The 16,766-nt window shown below is 73.3% G+C and carries 12 protein-coding genes and 1 tRNA gene; 7 read left to right on the forward strand and 6 right to left on the reverse strand.

Going from position 1 to position 16,766, the window contains the following annotated elements; all coding sequences use genetic code 11:
* Positions 1–35 precede the first annotated feature (35 nt).
* On the reverse strand, positions 36–2,621 hold the full coding sequence (locus tag NRK68_RS13755; RefSeq protein ID WP_257855885.1) for an ABC transporter permease: 2,586 nt from the start codon (positions 2,619–2,621) through the stop codon (positions 36–38).
* On the reverse strand, positions 2,618–3,394 hold the full coding sequence (locus tag NRK68_RS13760; RefSeq protein ID WP_220819546.1) for an ABC transporter ATP-binding protein: 777 nt from the start codon (positions 3,392–3,394) through the stop codon (positions 2,618–2,620). Before NRK68_RS13760 ends, NRK68_RS13755 begins: the two co-directional genes overlap by 4 nt.
* Before the next feature lie 339 nt (positions 3,395–3,733).
* Between NRK68_RS13760 and NRK68_RS13765 the strand changes: the two genes are divergently transcribed.
* The 3 genes from NRK68_RS13765 to NRK68_RS13775 all read left to right on the forward strand — a co-directional run bounded on the left by NRK68_RS13765 (position 3,734) and on the right by NRK68_RS13775 (position 6,820).
* The gene (locus NRK68_RS13765; RefSeq protein WP_257855886.1) at positions 3,734–5,347 is read left to right on the forward strand and encodes an MFS transporter; all 1,614 of its coding nucleotides are present in this window, start codon (positions 3,734–3,736) and stop codon (positions 5,345–5,347) included.
* Between the two features lie 76 nt (positions 5,348–5,423).
* Positions 5,424–6,260: a hypothetical protein gene (locus NRK68_RS13770; RefSeq protein ID WP_257855887.1), complete on the forward strand. Its 837-nt coding sequence runs from the start codon at positions 5,424–5,426 to the stop codon at positions 6,258–6,260.
* Positions 6,261–6,262: 2 nt separating this feature from the next.
* On the forward strand, positions 6,263–6,820 hold the full coding sequence (locus NRK68_RS13775; RefSeq protein WP_257855888.1) for a hypothetical protein: 558 nt from the start codon (positions 6,263–6,265) through the stop codon (positions 6,818–6,820).
* A 228-nt stretch (positions 6,821–7,048) separates the two neighbouring features.
* Here NRK68_RS13775 and NRK68_RS13780 read toward each other — a convergent pair whose 3' ends face one another.
* From NRK68_RS13780 to NRK68_RS13790, 3 genes are all read right to left on the reverse strand, one after another.
* Positions 7,049–7,921: a DivIVA domain-containing protein gene (locus NRK68_RS13780; RefSeq protein ID WP_257855889.1), complete on the reverse strand. Its 873-nt coding sequence runs from the start codon at positions 7,919–7,921 to the stop codon at positions 7,049–7,051.
* 155 nt (positions 7,922–8,076) lie between these two features.
* Positions 8,077–10,626 carry an SUKH-4 family immunity protein gene (locus NRK68_RS13785; RefSeq protein ID WP_257855890.1) on the reverse strand — a complete coding sequence of 850 codons (2,550 nt, stop codon included), beginning with the start codon at positions 10,624–10,626 and terminating at the stop codon, positions 8,077–8,079.
* 7 nt (positions 10,627–10,633) lie between these two features.
* Positions 10,634–11,629, reverse strand: coding sequence for an SMI1/KNR4 family protein (locus NRK68_RS13790; RefSeq protein ID WP_079025909.1), 996 nt, complete (start codon positions 11,627–11,629; stop codon positions 10,634–10,636).
* Positions 11,630–11,859: 230 nt separating this feature from the next.
* On the opposite strand from NRK68_RS13790, the gene NRK68_RS13795 reads away from it, so the two are divergent.
* Positions 11,860–12,420, forward strand: a complete 561-nt coding sequence (locus tag NRK68_RS13795) for a YwqJ-related putative deaminase (RefSeq protein ID WP_183069139.1) — start codon at positions 11,860–11,862, stop codon at positions 12,418–12,420.
* 2 nt (positions 12,421–12,422) lie between these two features.
* A complete protein-coding gene (locus NRK68_RS13800) occupies positions 12,423–12,941 on the forward strand; it encodes an SUKH-3 domain-containing protein (protein WP_183069138.1) in 519 nt (172 codons plus the stop codon).
* Between the two features lie 634 nt (positions 12,942–13,575).
* Here the strand turns inward: NRK68_RS13800 and NRK68_RS13805 are convergent.
* Positions 13,576–14,880: a sensor histidine kinase gene (locus NRK68_RS13805; protein ID WP_257855891.1), complete on the reverse strand. Its 1,305-nt coding sequence runs from the start codon at positions 14,878–14,880 to the stop codon at positions 13,576–13,578.
* A 228-nt stretch (positions 14,881–15,108) separates the two neighbouring features.
* On the opposite strand from NRK68_RS13805, the gene NRK68_RS13810 reads away from it, so the two are divergent.
* Positions 15,109–15,180: transfer RNA gene (locus tag NRK68_RS13810), tRNA-Gln, on the forward strand.
* Between the two features lie 109 nt (positions 15,181–15,289).
* Positions 15,290–16,735 carry a bifunctional UDP-N-acetylglucosamine diphosphorylase/glucosamine-1-phosphate N-acetyltransferase GlmU gene (gene glmU / locus NRK68_RS13815; RefSeq protein ID WP_183069136.1) on the forward strand — a complete coding sequence of 482 codons (1,446 nt, stop codon included), beginning with the start codon at positions 15,290–15,292 and terminating at the stop codon, positions 16,733–16,735.
* The last annotated feature ends 31 nt before the right edge of the window (positions 16,736–16,766 follow it).

A 16,766-nucleotide genomic window follows, 5' to 3' on the forward strand; every position in this document is an offset into this window, starting at 1 on the left:
GCCTGCGCCCACCCCCGTGACGAACGCGGCGCCGGTTACTCGCTCGCGATCGCGTTCAGAACGTTCATCCGTCCCGCCCGGAAGGCCGGGACCAGTGCGGCGAACAGGCCCACGAAGGCCGATCCGGCGAACACCCCGATGATCGTCGGCCATGGGATCTCCAGGACCTTCAGGCCCTCCAGCGCCAGCAGCTGCTGCGCGGTGGCCCCCCAGCCCATGCCCAGCCCGAGGCCGAGGAGGGCGCCGAAGAGGGCGATGACCACCGACTCCAGGCGGATCATGCGGCGCAGCTGGCGGCGGGAGAGGCCGATGGCGCGCATCAGGCCGATCTCGCGGGTCCGCTCGACCACCGACAGGGCCAGGGTGTTCACGACGCCCAGGACTGCGACGATGATCGCGAGGCCCAGGAGCCCGTAGACCATGTTCAGCAGCTGGCCGACCTGGTCCTTCAGGGCCTGCTTGTAGTCGGCCTGGTTGCGCACCACGTACTGCGGGTACTCGCCCAGGGCCGCCTTGACGGACTTGTACGCGGCGGCGTCGGACTGGCCGTCCTTCGCGGTGGCCAGCAGCATGAAGGGCAGCGGCAGCCGGTCCGTCGGCACGTTCGCCCGGGCGGTCTCGGTGCTGATGTAGTTCATGCCCTTGTCGATGTTGCCCTCGTCGCTGGTGATCGCCGCGACCTTCAGCCTGACCGTCTTTCCGCCGGTGAAGGCGACCGTCATCTCGTCACCGAGCTTGATGTGGTGCTTGGTGGCGTAGAGGGAGCCGACCGACATGGAGCCGGCGCCGTAGGCCGCTGCGTGCTCGCCGGCGATCATCTTGCGCCGGATGTCCTTGGCGTACGTCGGGTCGGTCGCGCCGAGGCCGGTCTCCTCGGTGGTGCCGTCGGGCGCGGTCAGCGTGACGTCCACCTGCCGGTACGCGGTGACGTGGTCGAGGCCGGCGGTGGCGCGCAGGGCCTGCTCGGCCTGCGGCAGGACGGGCTGGCCGGACTCGGACTGCACGATGTAGTCCGCGCCGACCGACTTGTCGAGCTCGTCGGTCGCGGAGGCCACCATCGAGGAGCCGACCACCGACAGGCAGGCGACCAGTGCGAGACCGATCATCAGTGCGGCGGCGGTGGCGCCGGTGCGGCGCGGGTTGCGCAGGGCGTTGCGCTCGGCGAGCCGGCCCACGGACCCGAAGGGCCGCAGGACCACGCCGGAGAGCACCCGCACCACGCCCGCGGCGAGCAGCGGGCCGATCACGATGAAGCCGACGAGGCTCAGGACGACGCCCAGGCCCAGCCACAGGGATCCGGCGGCGGCCTTCTCGGCGGCCGCGGCGAGGTAGAGCGCGGTTCCGCCGACGGCGGTGAGGACCAGGCCGAGCGCGGCCCGGACCCGGCCGGCCTTCTTGTCGCCCGGGGTGCCGGACTCGCGCAGCGCGGCCATCGGGGAGACCTTGCCGGCGCGGCGGGCCGGGACGAAGGCGGAGATCACCGTCACGACGACGCCGAGGACGACGCCGACGACGGGGGTGGTCCAGGCGATGGTCAGGTCGTCGGTGGACAGCTGCATGCCCATCTGGCCCATGAGGGCCATGAGGCCGACGGCCAGGCCCACGCCCGCGCCGACACCCAGGACCGAACCGACCACGCCGAGCAGGAAGGCCTCGACGACCACGGACTTCAGGACCTGCCCGCTGTCGGCGCCGATGGCACGCATCAGGCCGATCTCGCGGGTGCGCTGGGCGACCAGCATGGAGAAGGTGTTGAAGATCAGGAAGATGCCGACGAGGAAGGCGATGCCGGCGAAGCCCAGCATCACGTACTTCATCACGTCGAGGAAGGCGCCGACGTCCTTGCGGTTGGCGTCCGCGGCCTCCTTGGCGGTCTGCAGCTTGTAGGTGTCCGCACCGACGGCGCTCGCGATGTTCGCCTTGAGCTGCTCGTCGCTCACCCCGTCGGCGGCGGTGACGTTGATGTGCGTGAAGGAGTCGGCGGAGCCGAGCAGTGCCTGCTGCGCGGTGGGCGTGTCGAAGTAGACGACGGCCGCGCCCGGGTTGGTCACGGTGAAGGTGGCGATACCGGTGATTTTGGCGCGGGTGTCGCCGGTGACGGCGATGGTGCGCAGCTCGTCACCGAGCTTCAGGCCGTGCTTCTTCGCGGTGTCGGCGTCGACCATCACCTCGGTGGGGCCGCGCGGCGCCTGCCCCGAGGTGATCTTCATGGACTTGAGCTCGTTGTCGCTCCAGTTGCCCGCGATGGTCGGGGCGCCGGTGGTCGAGCCCATGTTCTCGTTCTTGGCGTTGACCACCGTCACGGCCATCGAGACGACGCCGCCCTCGGCGCTCCTGACGCCCTGCGCCTTCCTGACCTGCTCGACGGCCGAGCCGGCCAGCATCTCCGGCTTGCCGCGGTCGGGGGTCTCGTCCCCGCTCTCGGCGGCCTTGGGGCTGACGGTCACATCGGAGTTGGTGACGGCGAACAGTTTGTCGAAGGTGGTGTTCATCGTGTCGGTGAACACCAGCGTGCCGCAGACGAAGGCGACGGACAGCAGGACCGCGACGGCCGAGAGGACCATCCGTCCCTTGTGCGCGACGAAGTTGCGCCGCGAGGTCTTCAGGACCGTGTTGCTCATGAGGTCCGCCCGCGCGCGTCGAAGTCCTTCATCCGGTCCAGGACCTGCTCGGCGGTGGGCGCGTGCATCTCGTCGACGATCCGGCCGTCGGCGAGGAAGATGACGCGGTCGGCGTAGGAGGCGGCGACGGGGTCGTGGGTGACCATCACGATGGTCTGGCCGAGCTCGTCCACCGAACGGCGCAGGAAGCCGAGGACCTCGGCACCCGCACGGGAGTCCAGGTTTCCGGTCGGCTCGTCACCGAAGATGATCTCGGGGCGGGCGGCGAGGGCGCGGGCGACGGCCACGCGCTGCTGCTGGCCGCCGGACAGCTCGGTCGGGCGGTGCTTGAGCCGGCCGGCCAGGCCGACGGTCTCCACCACCCGGTTCAGCCACTGCGCGTCGGGCTTGCGGCCCGCGATGTCCATGGGGAGCGTGATGTTCTCCAGGGCGTTGAGCGTGGGCAGCAGGTTGAAGGCCTGGAAGATGAAGCCGATCCGGTCGCGGCGCAGCCGCGTGAGCTTCTTGTCCTTCAGCCCGGTGATCTCGGTGTCGTCCAGGTGGATCTGCCCGCTGGTCACCGTGTCGAGGCCGGCGAGGCAGTGCATCAGCGTGGACTTGCCGGAACCGGACGGGCCCATGATCGCGGTGAACTGGCCGCGCATGATGTCCACGTCCACATCGTCGAGGGCGACGACCCGCGTCTCCCCGGAGCCGTAGGCCTTGACGACCTTCCGCGCCCGGGCCGCGACGGCAGCATGCCCTCCAGTACCCCCGTGCCTGGTTTCGGTCATTGCCGTTGTCACGGTCTGTCTCCTTGTTCGAATGCGTGCGTCTGCGTGCGTTGCGTCGCCGTGATGAAGTCTGTGGCGGTGGGCCCTGCGGCGCGCTGGTGCCCGTCGCCGTATCCGCCCGGGGGTTAACCCCACCCGCGCCCCCGGTTCGTATGGTCCAGTTAAGGAGACCCCGGACGCCCCCACCTCCTCCGCCGGGAGGAAAGACCCCTGGCCCGTAGTGCGGAGGGACCCCTAGGGGTTGTCCGCCCTTCGGACTACCCGGCCTGAGGGATACCGCCCGCGGGGCGGCGGTGAGATGGTGTCCCCCGCAACTACGTGCAAGGGGAAGGAATCTCGGTGCCCGCTGCGGACAGCACGGACGGAGCCCCGGACGGCATACCCGCCGGGCCCGCGGGCACCGCCCCGGGTGCGGCGGTTTCGGCCAAGGACCCGACCGCGTCCGGCACCGCCCGGCCGGCCGGACGCCCCCCGACCCCGGTGGTCGTCTCGCTGATGCTCGGCATGGCCCTCGTCGCCCTCGACAGCACCATCGTCGCCACCGCCGTCCCCCAGATCGTCGGCGACCTCGGCGGCTTCTCCGTCTTCTCCTGGCTCTTCTCCGGCTACCTGCTCGCCGTCACCGTCACCCTGCCGGTCTACGGCAAGCTGTCCGACACCTTCGGCCGCAAGCCCGTCCTGCTCTTCGGCATCGCCCTGTTCCTCCTCGGCTCGCTGCTGTGCGCGTCCGCCTGGAACATGGCCGCCCTCATCGCCTTCCGGATCGTCCAGGGCCTGGGCGGCGGCGCCCTCCAGGGGACCGTCCAGACCCTGGCCGCCGACCTGTACCCGCTGGCGGAACGCCCGCGGATCCAGGCCCGCATGTCCAGCGTCTGGGCCACCTCGGCCGTGGCCGGCCCCGCCCTCGGCGGACTGCTCGCCTCCTACGCGCACTGGCGGTGGATCTTCCTGATCAACCTGCCGCTGGCCGCCCTCGCCCTGTGGATGACCACCCGCCACCTGACCGAACCCGTACGCTCGCCCGGCCGCCGCGGCCCGGTCGACTGGGCCGGCGCCCTCGGCGTCTTCTGCTGCGGCGGCCTCCTCCTCTTCGCCCTCGTCCAGGGCGGGGTCGCCTGGCCCTGGCTGTCCGCCCCCTCCCTGGGCCTGCTGGGCGCGAGCGCCGTACTGGCCGCGGTCGTGGTCCGGGTGGAGCGGCGGGCCGAGGAGCCGATCCTGCCCGGCTGGGTATGGCGCCGGCGCACCATCGCCGCCGTCAACCTGGCCATGGGCGCCCTCGGCCTGCTGATGGTCGCCCCGATGGTGTTCATGCCGACCTACGCCCAGTCCGTACTCGGCCTCGGGCCCGTCGGCGCCGGACTCGTCATGTCCGTGATGACCCTCAGCTGGCCCGTCACCGCCGCCCTCAGCCAGCACGTCTACCGGCGCATCGGCTTCCGCGACAGCGCGGCCGTCGGCATCGCCCTGGCCGCCGCCGTCCTCTGCTCCTTCACCCTGCTCCCGTACCCTGCCCGGCCCTGGCAGCCCGCCCTGATCATGCTGCTGCTCGGTGCCGCCCTCGGCCTCTTCCAGCTCCCGCTGATCGTCGGGGTCCAGTCCACCGTGGGCTGGGCCGAACGCGGCACCACCACCGCCTCGGTGCTGTTCTGCCGCCAGGTCGGCCAGAGCGTCGGCGCCGCCCTGCTCGCCGCCGTCGCCAACGCCACCATCGCCGCCCGCCTGGCGGACGCCCCCGTCCCGGGACTGCCGCGCCACCTCGACGACGTCGCCGAGGCCCTCGAACACCCGGAGCTGCTCCCCCGCACCGCCGCCGACCACCTGCGCGAGGCCGTGGCCGCCGCCGTCGAGCACATCTTCCTCGGCGCCACGGCCGCCGCAGTCGCCGCACTGGTCGTCCTGCTCCTGCTGGCCCCGCGCCGATTCCCGGTCCTTCCCGAACTGCGCGACGACTGAGGTCCGCCGTGTCGCCTTGTCATGACCAGGGCAGTCGGCGACCCTCGTACGCAGCACCGACATCCGGGGGGACACCATGGCATCCGCACTGTGCGCACTGCTCTTACTGGCCGCGCTGGCCGGCCCGATCTGCCTGCGGCTGCGCCGCCACCCGGCCTTCGTCACCGGCCGCGACGGCCGGCTCTCCACCTCCACCACACTCGCCCTGGCCTGGACGGTGATCCTGGTCTGGCTCCTGCTCACCATCCTTGCCCACGGCCTCACCGCGGGCGGCGTGGCGTACTTCCGGGGCCCCGACGGCCCGCTGTCCCCGCTGACGACGGTCTACCTGCCCCTGCTCGGCGGCCCGTACGTGGCACTGATCGCCGCCAAGGCGGTCGTCGGCCTGCGCGTCGAACGCGGCACCCTGGCCAAACCGGCGGCCCCGCCGACCACGTCGGGCCGGCGGCCGCTGCGGGAGCTCATCGCGAACGACAGCGGACGCACCGACCTCGTCGACCTCCAGTACGTCGCGCTCAGCACGGTCACGATGCTCTACGTCGTCCTCTTCTTCCTCGCCGACGTGGGCGCGGGACTCCCCCGCCTGCCCGAGGAGATCTGGGCCCTGACCGGAGCCCCGGCCGGCGCCTACCTCGTCAACAAGATGGCCACCCGCGCCAACCCGGTGATCACCGGCGCATCGCTCTCCGGCGACCGGCTCACCGTCGAGGGCGGCGGCTTCACCGACACCCGCCTCACCGTCGACGACACCCCGCTCGAAGCACGGCCCGACCCCGTGACCGGCGCCCTGACAGCCACCCTGCCGCCGTCGGCGAAGCCGCCCTTCACCCTGGTGGCAACGTCCCGCGGCCTGCGCAGCGACCCGTACCGCTACGAGGCCCCCACCCTCCCGGCCCAGCACACCGCGGGCTGAGGATGTCCCCCCTGACCCCGTCCTGGCGCGCACCCCGGCGTACCTGGCAGGCCCCCGCGCACAGCCGCGCCCGGTACGCCGAGATCCCCACACCCCTGGGCACGTACACACTCTTCCGGGAGCCAGGCCGACGCCGAACGGCCACCGCCAAGGCCGAAGCCCGGGAACGCTGGCAGTTCCGCCTCGGCGAGGACACCGTCCTGGAGATCCACGACGCCGCGGCCCCCTGGTACGGGATGCGGGTGCGGATGCGCCGAGGCGTCCGCGGCCGGCTCGACGGCGTGCCGTTCACAGCACACGCCCGGGGCAGATCCCTGCTGGCGCACCGCAGGGGCATCCACTTCACCCTGGCCGACGGACGAACCCTGTCGTTCACGGTCCACCGCCTCCACCGCCACTTCGTCCGGCGGACGGCCGGCACGGACACGGTGATCTCCCGCACCCACTCCGGCACCTGGGAGGCCCACGCCCTCGACCGGGGCGAAACGGCCCTCCTCTGCCTCATCACCATCGCAGGCCTCGACCAGCTCCTGGACCCACCCCTCTGGAACCTCCTCTGACCAACGGGGCGACGCGGGGGGGGGACCTACGGGCCGCGCTGAGGCCGGGGACGGGGACGGGGTGGGTGCTGTCCGGGACGTAGAACGTGATGTGTTGGCGCGTTATCAACCCGCTCGTACAACTCAGCCCAGGGCGCCATAGATCATGCAGTCCCGGACGGCACCCACCCCGGCCCCGGCCCCGTCCCACCCCGACCCGCCCGCCCGGCCAGGGCAACGGCAGGCGCCTCAGCCCTCCGCAGGAGCCCGCCCCGTCAGCGCCGCCAGACTCGCCCGCACATGCGCCATATGCGCCCGCATCTCCTCCTGCGCCTCCACATGCTCGCGCAGTACCCGCTCCGTCTCACGCGAGACCCGCTCCTGCGCCACCCCCGCCTGCGCCAGCAGCTCCGCGGCCCGCGCCTCCGCATCCTCCTGGCCGTGCCGGGCCGCCTCCTCCGCCTCCGCGTACCCCCGCCGCGCCGCCGCCAGCCCGGCCTCCGCGGACCGCTCCGCCTCCGCGAGCCGCGCCTCCAGCTCCGCCTCCCGCGCCCCCAGCTCCCGCCCGGCCGCCTCCCAGCGCTCCCCCTGCTCCCGTTCCCGCTCCACCCGCGCCTCCTCCGCCCGCCTCCGCACCTGCGCCAGCGCCGCCGCCGCGTCCGCCCGCCATGCCGACGCGTCCTGCCGCGCCCCCGCCCGCAGGTCGTCCGCCTCCCGCTCGGCCCGCGCAAGCCCCTGCCGCGCCCGGACCTCGGTCTGCTCCCGAACCGCCTCCGCGTCCCCGCGCGCCAGCTCCGCCACCCGCTCGGCACGCGCCCCGGCCGCGTCCAGCGTCGCGGACGCGTCCGCCCGCGCCTCCGCCCGTACGGCCCCGGCCTCCTCCTCCGCCAGCAGCAGGATCCGCCGGGCCCGCTCCCCCAGCTCGTCGTACGTCTGCGGGGCGAGCCCGGCCACCACCTCACGCAGCCGCGCCGCCTCCGCCTCCATCTGCTTGGCCAGGACGGTCAGCCGCGCCACCCGCTCCCACGCCTCGTCACGGCTCCCGGACAGCCGGGCGAGATACCGGTCGACCTCTTCCATGCGGTAGCCGCGACCGCGCACGGTCGCAAAGGGTGCACTCATCCTGGATGCGCCTCTCTCGCGGGGATTCCCGTCAAGGATGCGCCATTTGATCCCTGAAGCCCGAATGGCCGGGCCGAGACCCCCTCCAAGGGTCCCGACCCGGCCACTCGACGGATCACGCGACCGCGGCGACGCGACCCGCAATCAGACGGACGTCACAACAGCCCGTCCCACATCTGCTCCAGCAGCACCGACCACCAGCTCTCCGGCGACGACAGCGCCGCACTGTCGAGGCCCGCCAGATTCGCCTGGAAATCGACGGTCCAGCGGCCCGCCTGCTCCGGCGTCAGATGCTGGCGCAGCCGCCACATGTGACCCAGCATCGCCATCGAGCGCACGAACTGCGGCAGGCTCGAGTTCACGAACTGCGGCGGTACCGGAGCACCTCCCGGACCACCCTCGACCGGCACCGCGACGATGTGCGCGGTGCCGTACTGCACGCACAGCGCCTTGCCGAAGTCGCTGCCGATCACGAGGTACGAGCCGGCGTCCGACGCCGCCTGCACCTGCCGCTGCGCCGCCAGCTCGGCCAGCGTCGGCACCGGCTGCCCCGGCACCGCCTGCGCCCAGAAGAACGGCCCGAAATCGACCGGCAGACCGGCCCACATCAGCGTCTGCGCCACGATCTCCGGCACACCCTGACGGGACACCGCCCGCTGGTCGAAGCGGAACACGCCCTGCGGACCGAACGCCGCCGCCAGCTCCTGCCCGATGGCCTCCAGCGGGATCGCCGGCTGCAGCGGAACCTGCGGCAGCGGGGCACGCACCGGCGCCGGGCGCGCCGGACCGTCGGCGACCTGATGCAGCTCGCCCTGGTGGGTGAGCAGGTGCCGCATGCCCTGCTGCCGGCCCGCGTGGTCCTTCCCGTACGGGGCAACGCTGGTGATCCGCACCTGCGGCCAGGTCTCCCGGATCATCCGGGCGCAGTAACCGCCGGGCAGCTCACAGGACTCCAGCTCGGTGTGCAGCTCCAGCACCTGCTGCGGCGGCACGTTCATGGCGCGCAGCTCGTAGAGGATCTGCCATTCCGGGTGCGGGGTGCCGGGCGCCGAGCGGCGGATCAGCTGCTGCTCGGAGCCGTCGGGAGCGCGGTAGCGCAGCACGGCCTGGTAGCCGGGGCCGACCGTGGGCGCACCCGTCGGAGCCTGCGGCTGCGCCACGGGCCCTCCCGGCGGCGGACCGGGCGGACCGGGCGGCTGCGGCACGCCGGGACCGGCGAGCATCGTCGCGGCATGGTCCAGCCCACCACCGGGCGCACCGGGAGCACCGGGCGGACCCGGAGGCTGCGGCACACCGGGACCCGCGAGCATCGTCGCGGCATGGTGGGCACCACCCCCGGGCGGACCGGGCGGACCGGGCGGCTGGGGCGCACCCGCGCCCGGAGCCCCGGGCGGACCCGGAGGCGCCGGCGGCTGCCCCGTCACGGCCGGACCGGCCAGCATCGTCGCCGCATGGTCCAGCCCACGCCCCATCGACCCCGGAGCCCCCGGCGGACCAGGAGGCGCGGGCGGCTGAGAAGCACCCGCACCCGGAGCCCCGGGCGGACCCGGAGGCGCCGGCGGCTGCCCCGTCACGGCCGGACCGGCCAACATCGTCGCCGCATGGTCCAGCCCACGCCCCATCGACCCCGGAGCCCCCGGCGGACCAGGAGGCGCGGGCGGCTGAGAAGCACCCGCACCCGGAGCCCCGGGCGGGCCCGGAGGCGCCGGCGGCTGCCCCGTCACGGCCGGACCGGCCAGCATCGTCGCGGCATGGTCCAGCCCACGCCCCATCGACCCCGGAGCCCCCGGCGCACCGGGAGGCGCGGGCGGCGTCGACGGCTGCCCCGGAGCCGGAGCCCCGGCCGCGCCCGGCCGCGAGACCTGGGCCTTGCTCGTCGGAGCGTCCGCGATGTCCTGCGGCGACGACCCCAGCGCGGGCACGACCGCGGTCCGCGGCAGCTGGCTGCCGCCCGGCATCAGCGTCGTCTTCGCCTCGGGAGCCACCCCGGACGACGGCGCGTCCTCCAGGTCCGACCCGGACAGCGGCGGCGCGAACACCGTCGCCGGCAGCGGCACGGACGCGTCGTCCGCGCCGGAGTTCACATCGGTACCCGTCCACGGCGTGGCGCCGGCCGGCACCGCGGCCGCGGGAGTCGCCGGAACCCCGTCGTTGGCCGTCGGCTCGTACGGGATCTCGCCCCCGCGCCGCAGCGGCACGGCGTCCGCGGCACCCGGAACCGGGGCCGGAGCCGGACCGGACTCCACGGAATCCGCATCCGAAGCCGCAGCGGACACCGCGTCCGAAGCCGGTGCCGCCGGCGCGGCAGCCGCGGCCGGCCGGGGAGCGATGCCCGCCCGGTCCGCCGCCTCCTGCAGCCACTCCGGCGGACTCAGCATGAACGACGTCTGTTCCGAGTCGATCCGCGGCGGCGGAACCGAGGCCTCCGAAGCCGCCGTCGCGGCCGCGGCCCCGTACTCCTCCTCGTACCGGCGGATCACCTCACCCACCGGCAGTCCGGGCCACAACGTCACCTCGCCGCTGTCCCGCGCGATGACCAGCCGCTGACGGCCGCCACCCGACACCGGACCCGCCGCGCGGTCCTCGGCCCACACCACGAACCCGAGTCCGAACTCCCGTACCCGCACCTCCCGGTGCTGGTACGCGGGCACGTCCCCGTTGATCCACTCCTCGGCGCGCTCCTGCGCCTGCGCAAACGTCACCACCGTGCCGTCACCCCTCATCCGTACCGGCACGCGTCACCGGAACCGAACGCGCGAATCCGCCGTCCACCATCAGACCGGCCACCGTCTCCAGTTCCGGCGGGTTGCCCGCCAACCGCTCGAGGAAGGCATCGAAATCACCGCCGCACGGCAGCAAAAGCCGCTCCACGCGCTCCTGCACCGACCATCCGTCCTGGTCACGTGCGTCGTCGTAGGGCGAGAACCACACCGAGCCGATGCCCTCGCCCTTCACCTTCAGCGCGATCAGGCCGCCCTGCGCGAAGGCCACGCACAGGTAGTCCTTCGTCAGGTGGTCGCGCAGACACTTGTTGACGTAGACGAGGTCGTTGACCGCCGCCTCCTCACGCACCGTGAAGAACGGCTGGTCCACCAGCAGACCGAGCTCCACGTCCAGGCCCGCGCCCACCGGGGCGCAGCCGCCCGAGGCCTTCAGGAACGAGCGGTACGCCTCCGGCAGCCGGTAGCCGAGGTCCTCCTCTACACCCTGCACCTGGCTCTCCGAGACCGACACCACGGACTTCGGCAGCCCCATGTGCACCGGACGCACCTCCTGCAACGGCCGCGTCCCGCGCTTCTCGTGGTCCACCGGAGCCGTCGCCAGACCCGCGTGGTGCCGCAGCAGCGCCTTCACCTCGACCGGGACCAGCTCCATGCGCCGCGAACCCGCCACGTGGTGCCAGGTCCAGCCGTGCGGGGTGGCCACCGGCCCGACCGTGTCCCACAACTCGTGCCCCGCGGCCTTCATCGCCGCGTTCGCGGACACGCAGTCCGTCAGCCGCAACTCGTCCACGCCGAAACCCTCGGGCGGTTCGGCGATCTCCACCGCCGCACGCGCGTAGGCGGAGAAGTCCGGATACCCGTCACCGTCCATCCGCACTCCGTGGGGATGCCGAGCGGCCCGGACCGGGTCCGGGAAATGCACGACCTGCCCCGAGTAAGCGGCGTTGGGTGGCGCGGCCTGCTGCCCGAGCCGACCTGTCGTCATGGCGGTAGCCCCCTGCTGGATCTGGCTGGTTCACCACAGCCTATGCGCTGGGGCAAGAGGCTCCCGCGCCCGCGACCCGCACATCAGCTCGACGGCCAGGAACATCCGAATTGATACGAAAATTCGACCCCGCTTCCGTATGACAGATGACATTTGGCAGGCTGTCCCCGCAGCACGGGGGCGTGCGCGCAAGCGGTCACCACCGCCGCCACGGGAGGGAAAGCGCGACCATGCAGAACACGGCAACACGTACGGAACCGGGCGACGGCACCGCCGGCGCGACAGGCACACCCGCCGAAGCGGGCGGCCCCACCGGTGACCCCCGCCTGCGCTGGAGCAGCAGCGACGGCCGACCCACCCCACCCGTCCTGCGGTTCCGCCGGGACGGCATCCTGCCCACCGTCGCCGCCGCCCTCTCCGTACGCGGCGAGACCCTCACCGGCACCGCCGGCAAGGCCGACCAGCCACCCACGCTCCACCCTCTCGTCCAGGACTTCCTGGACACCCTCACCAGCGGACAGCGCGAACGTTTCACCGGACGATGTCCCGAAGCGATACTGCTCTCCCGCCACCTGGCCGCCGTCGAGGGCGCCCGCTCCCGGCGCGCCTCCCGCAAACCGCTCTCGCCCAGCGAGGCCCGCCGCTCCCTCAAGCACGCGAAGATCACCGCCCGGCGCATCCGCGAGGACGGCGACCCCCTCCACGGCAGCTACGCACCCCCCTGCCGCTCCTGCGACGCCCTCCTCACCCACTTCGGCGTACGCCCCGTCGACCTCACCCCAGCCGAGTAGCCATGACGACCACCTCCGCCTCCTACGACCGCTCCTCGACCACCCGCTTCCCGGTCGCGGTGGACTCCGCGCTGCGGACCGCCGGCTGGGAGCCGGGCCGCTGGGACGCCAAGCAGGCCGAGTACTGGGCCGACGCCCTCCGGGACCACACCACCCCGGCGGGGCACCGCCACACGGTCTTCCCCGCCGCCGTCGAGGCCTGGGCCGAGTTCGGCGGCCTCACCGTCACCGCCCCCGGACCGGGCCGCCAGATCGCCCCGACCCCGGTGCGGATCGACCCCCTCACCGGGCTCCACCTCGCGCGCACCTTCGCCGACCTGGGCCGGGCCCTGTCCACCGAGCTCTGCCCGCTCGGGGTCGAGGCCGACGGCGGCTCGCACCTCGCGCTCGACCGCGAGGGGCGGGTCTACGGCATCGACCACACCGGCGACTGGTACCTCGGCTCCACGGTCGACGAGGCCCTCACCCTCCTCCTGACCGGCCTCCAACCCACCCGCCTCACGACGCAACCGCCGACCTGACCGCTGCGCTCGGCTCCGCCGGTGGTGCTGGGGCTCCGCCCCGGACCCCGCGCCTCAATCGCCGGCGGGGCTGGATGTGCCGGCCAGGAGTGCAAGGGTGTGGGGCGGTGCCCCGCCGGAGTGTCTCCTCGGCTCGGCGCGTGCGGCCTTGTCGTGCCGAGTCGGCCCAGGTCCCGCCTCGTCCTGCGGGGACACTCCGCCGTGTCCCCGCCCCACCGGCCCGTACCGCCGGAGGGGGGACGGGCAGGGGTGTCCCCGCAGGACGAGGCGCGACCGAAGCCGCCTGGCCGGGCCAAAGCAGCACGCGCCGAGCCGAGGAGACACCCCTGCCCGGCCCCCCGACCCACCCGCACCACGCCCGTACCCCGCCCCGCGGCACGGCTCCGCCCGGACAACACCCCGCCCCCTCCACCGGCTCGCGCTGCTGGAGGGGGGACGGGGAGGGGTGTCCCCGCAGGACGAGGCGCGACCAAAGCCGCCTGGCCGGGCCAAAGCAGCACGCGCCGAGCCGAGGAGACACCCCTGCCCGGCACCCCGACCCACCCGCACCGCGCCCGTACCCCGCCCGACAGCACGATCAGGCCGGAGCCACGCGAAGCAACCCCGCCGAGCAACCCCGCAGGGGCACGGCACGTCAGGGGAGCGGGAGGACCGCCGATACGCGGAAGCCGCCCGCGTCGGTCGGGCCGGACACGAAGACGCCGCCCAGCCCGACCACCCGCTCCCGCATCCCGACCAGCCCGTTCCCCCCGCTCGGCAGCCCGACCCCGTCCCCCGGCCCCTCGCACGGCCCGTTCTCCACCTGCATCGCCACCTCACCCTCCCGGTGCGCCAGCCGCACCACGACCCGCGCCCCCGGAGCGTGCTTGTGGCAGTTGGTCAGAGCCTCCTGCACCACGCGGTACGCCGTCTGTTCGACCTCAGCCGCATACGCCGCGCCCTCCCCCTGCACCACCATCTCGACGGCCATCCCCGCCGCCCGTGACTGGCCGACGAGCGCCTCCAGCTCCCTCAGCGACGGCCCGTCGTCCACCGCCGCCACCGCGGCCACCACCGCCGCGCCGCCCCCGAGCGCGACCGGCCCCGCCACCGCGACCGGCCCCGCCACCGCGGCAGCCGCCGCCACCGCCGGCTTCGACGGCGCCGCCCGCAGCACGCCGAGCATCTCCCGCAGCTCCGTCAGCGCCTGCCGCCCCATGTCCCCCACCAGCGCGGCGTTCTTCGCCGCCCGCGCCGGGTCCTTGGTGACCACCGCCTCCAGCGCGGCCGCGTGCACGACCATCAGCGACACCCGGTGGGCGACCACGTCGTGCATCTCGCGCGCGATCCGGGTCCGCTCCTCGGTGCGGGCCCACTCGGCCCGCTCCTCCGCCCGGTCCGCCAGCAGCGACAGTTCACGTTCCAGCGAGTCGGCCCGCTCCTGCAGGCTCTCCATCAGCCGCCGCCGGGCGCCGATGTACAGCCCGAGCAGCATCGGCGGCACGGTCAGCGCCACCGCGACGAACCCGGACAGCGCGACCACGAGCGCCGGATCGGCCTCCACGTCCCCGCGCGTCTTCAGGTACATCACGACGAAGGTCGCGACCAGCGATGTCGAGGCGAGCCCGGCGATGATCCGCCGGGGCACGTCGGACGAGGCGAGCGAGTACATCCCCGCCACCGAGAGCAGGAACCCCATCTCGGCCGGCGCCACGGCGATCCCCACGAGCACCACGGCGATCGGCCAGCGCCGCCGCAGCAGGAGCGTGGCCCCCACCACGGCCCCGAACAGCACCCCGGCGGCCACGGGGATGCCCGCCTCGTCCGCGAAGCGGACCCCTTCCCACGCGCACTCCGCGGTGGACACCGCGGCCAGCGTCCCGTCCACCACGACGTCCCGCCGCCGCACCCACCACAACGGCGGCCCTGCACGGCCTTGCTCTTCCCCCGTACTGGTCATGCCGTCCAGCGTACGCAGGCGTCCCGACAGATCACCGACAGAAATTCCGTAATCGCACATACGCGTGGATCAACCGGATACCGAGACCCGCATCCCACATCCCGGACCCCGCCTCACGAACCCCCGCAGGGCGCGATCTTTACCGTCGCGTCGAGGGGCGATGGTGCGGCATAGTAGGTGCCGTCGACTCGACCGCCATGACGCAATGTCCGGTTTAGTCGCAAATAGTCCCCTGTGGTGTAATTGGCAGCACTGAGGCTTTTGGTGCCTTATGTCCGGGTTCGAGTCCTGGCGGGGGAGCTCACGCACGTTCGGGTCCCGACCGCCAGGTCGGGACCCGGCCTCGTTTCACGGCGTTAACGCCCCGGTATCCTTCACGGGTCCACCCCCGAAGCCGAAGGGCACACCCGTGAGCGCCAACCGCCCGGCAGCCGTCGTCGTACTCGCAGCGGGTGAGGGCACCCGCATGAAGTCGGCCACACCCAAGGTCCTGCACGAGATCTGCGGGCGCTCGCTCGTCGGTCACGTCGTCGCCGCCTCCCGCGAGCTGGACCCCGAACACCTCGTCGTGGTCGTCGGGCACGCCCGGGAGCAGGTCACCGCGCACCTCGCCGGCATCGACGCCGACGTCCGCACCGCCGTCCAGTACGAGCAGAACGGCACCGGCCACGCCGTCCGCATGGCCCTGCAGGAGCTCGGCGGGCCCGTCGACGGCACCGTGATCGTCGTCTGCGGCGACACCCCGCTGCTGACCGGGGAGACCCTGGGCCGGCTCGCGCGGACGCACGCCGCCGACGGCAACGCCGTCACCGTGCTCACCGCCGAGGTGCCGGACTCCACCGGCTACGGCCGCATCGTGCGCGACGCCGGCGGCGCCGTGACCGCGATCGTCGAGCACAAGGACGCCACGGACTCCCAGCGCGCCATCCGCGAGATCAACTCGGGTGTCTTCGCCTTCGACGGCGCCCTGCTCGCCGACGCGCTCGGCAAGGTCCGTACCGACAACAGCCAGGGCGAGGAGTACCTCACCGACGTCCTCGGCATCCTGCGCGAGGCCGGGCACCGTGTCGGCGCGGCCGTGGGCAGCGACCACCGCCAGATCCTGGGGATCAACAACCGCGTGCAGCTCGCCGAGGCCCGTGCCCTGCTGAACGCGCGCCTGCTGGAGCAGGCCATGCTCGCGGGCGTCACGATCGTCGACCCGGCCGGCACCTTCGTGGACGTGACCGTCACGTTCGGCCAGGACGCGATCGTGCACCCCGGCACCCAGCTCCTGGGCGCGACGCACATCGCCGAGGGCGCCGAGGTCGGCCCCAACACCCGGCTGCGGGACACGCGGGTGGGCGCCGGCGCGCGCGTGGACAACACGGTGGCCGAGAGCGCGGTCGTGGGCCCGCAGGCGAGCGTGGGACCGTTCGCCTACCTGCGTCCGGGGACGACCCTCGGGGCGAAGGCCAAGGCCGGTACGTACGTCGAGATGAAGAACGCGACGATCGGCGAGGGCACGAAGGTGCCGCACCTGTCGTACGTGGGCGACGCGACGATCGGCGAGTACACGAACATCGGCGCGGCGAGCGTCTTCGTGAACTACGACGGCGAGCACAAGCACCACACCACCGTCGGCTCGCATTGCAAGACGGGGTCGGACAACATGTTTGTGGCACCCGTCACGATCGGGGACGGGGCCTACACGGCCGCCGGGTCCGTGATCACGAAGGATGTGCCGCCCGGTGCGCTGGCGGTGGCCCGTGGCCAGCAGCGGAATATCGAGGGCTGGGTGGCTCGCAAGCGTCCGGGAAGCGCCGCCGCCACGGCTGCGCAGTCGGCTGCCTCGGAGGACTCCGAGCGCCCTTGAGGTGAACCGACCGGAAACAGGTACGTCTCGA

The organism is Streptomyces yangpuensis (assembly GCF_024666385.1).
In the GTDB taxonomy this organism is placed as follows: domain Bacteria; phylum Actinomycetota; class Actinomycetes; order Streptomycetales; family Streptomycetaceae; genus Streptomyces; species Streptomyces yangpuensis.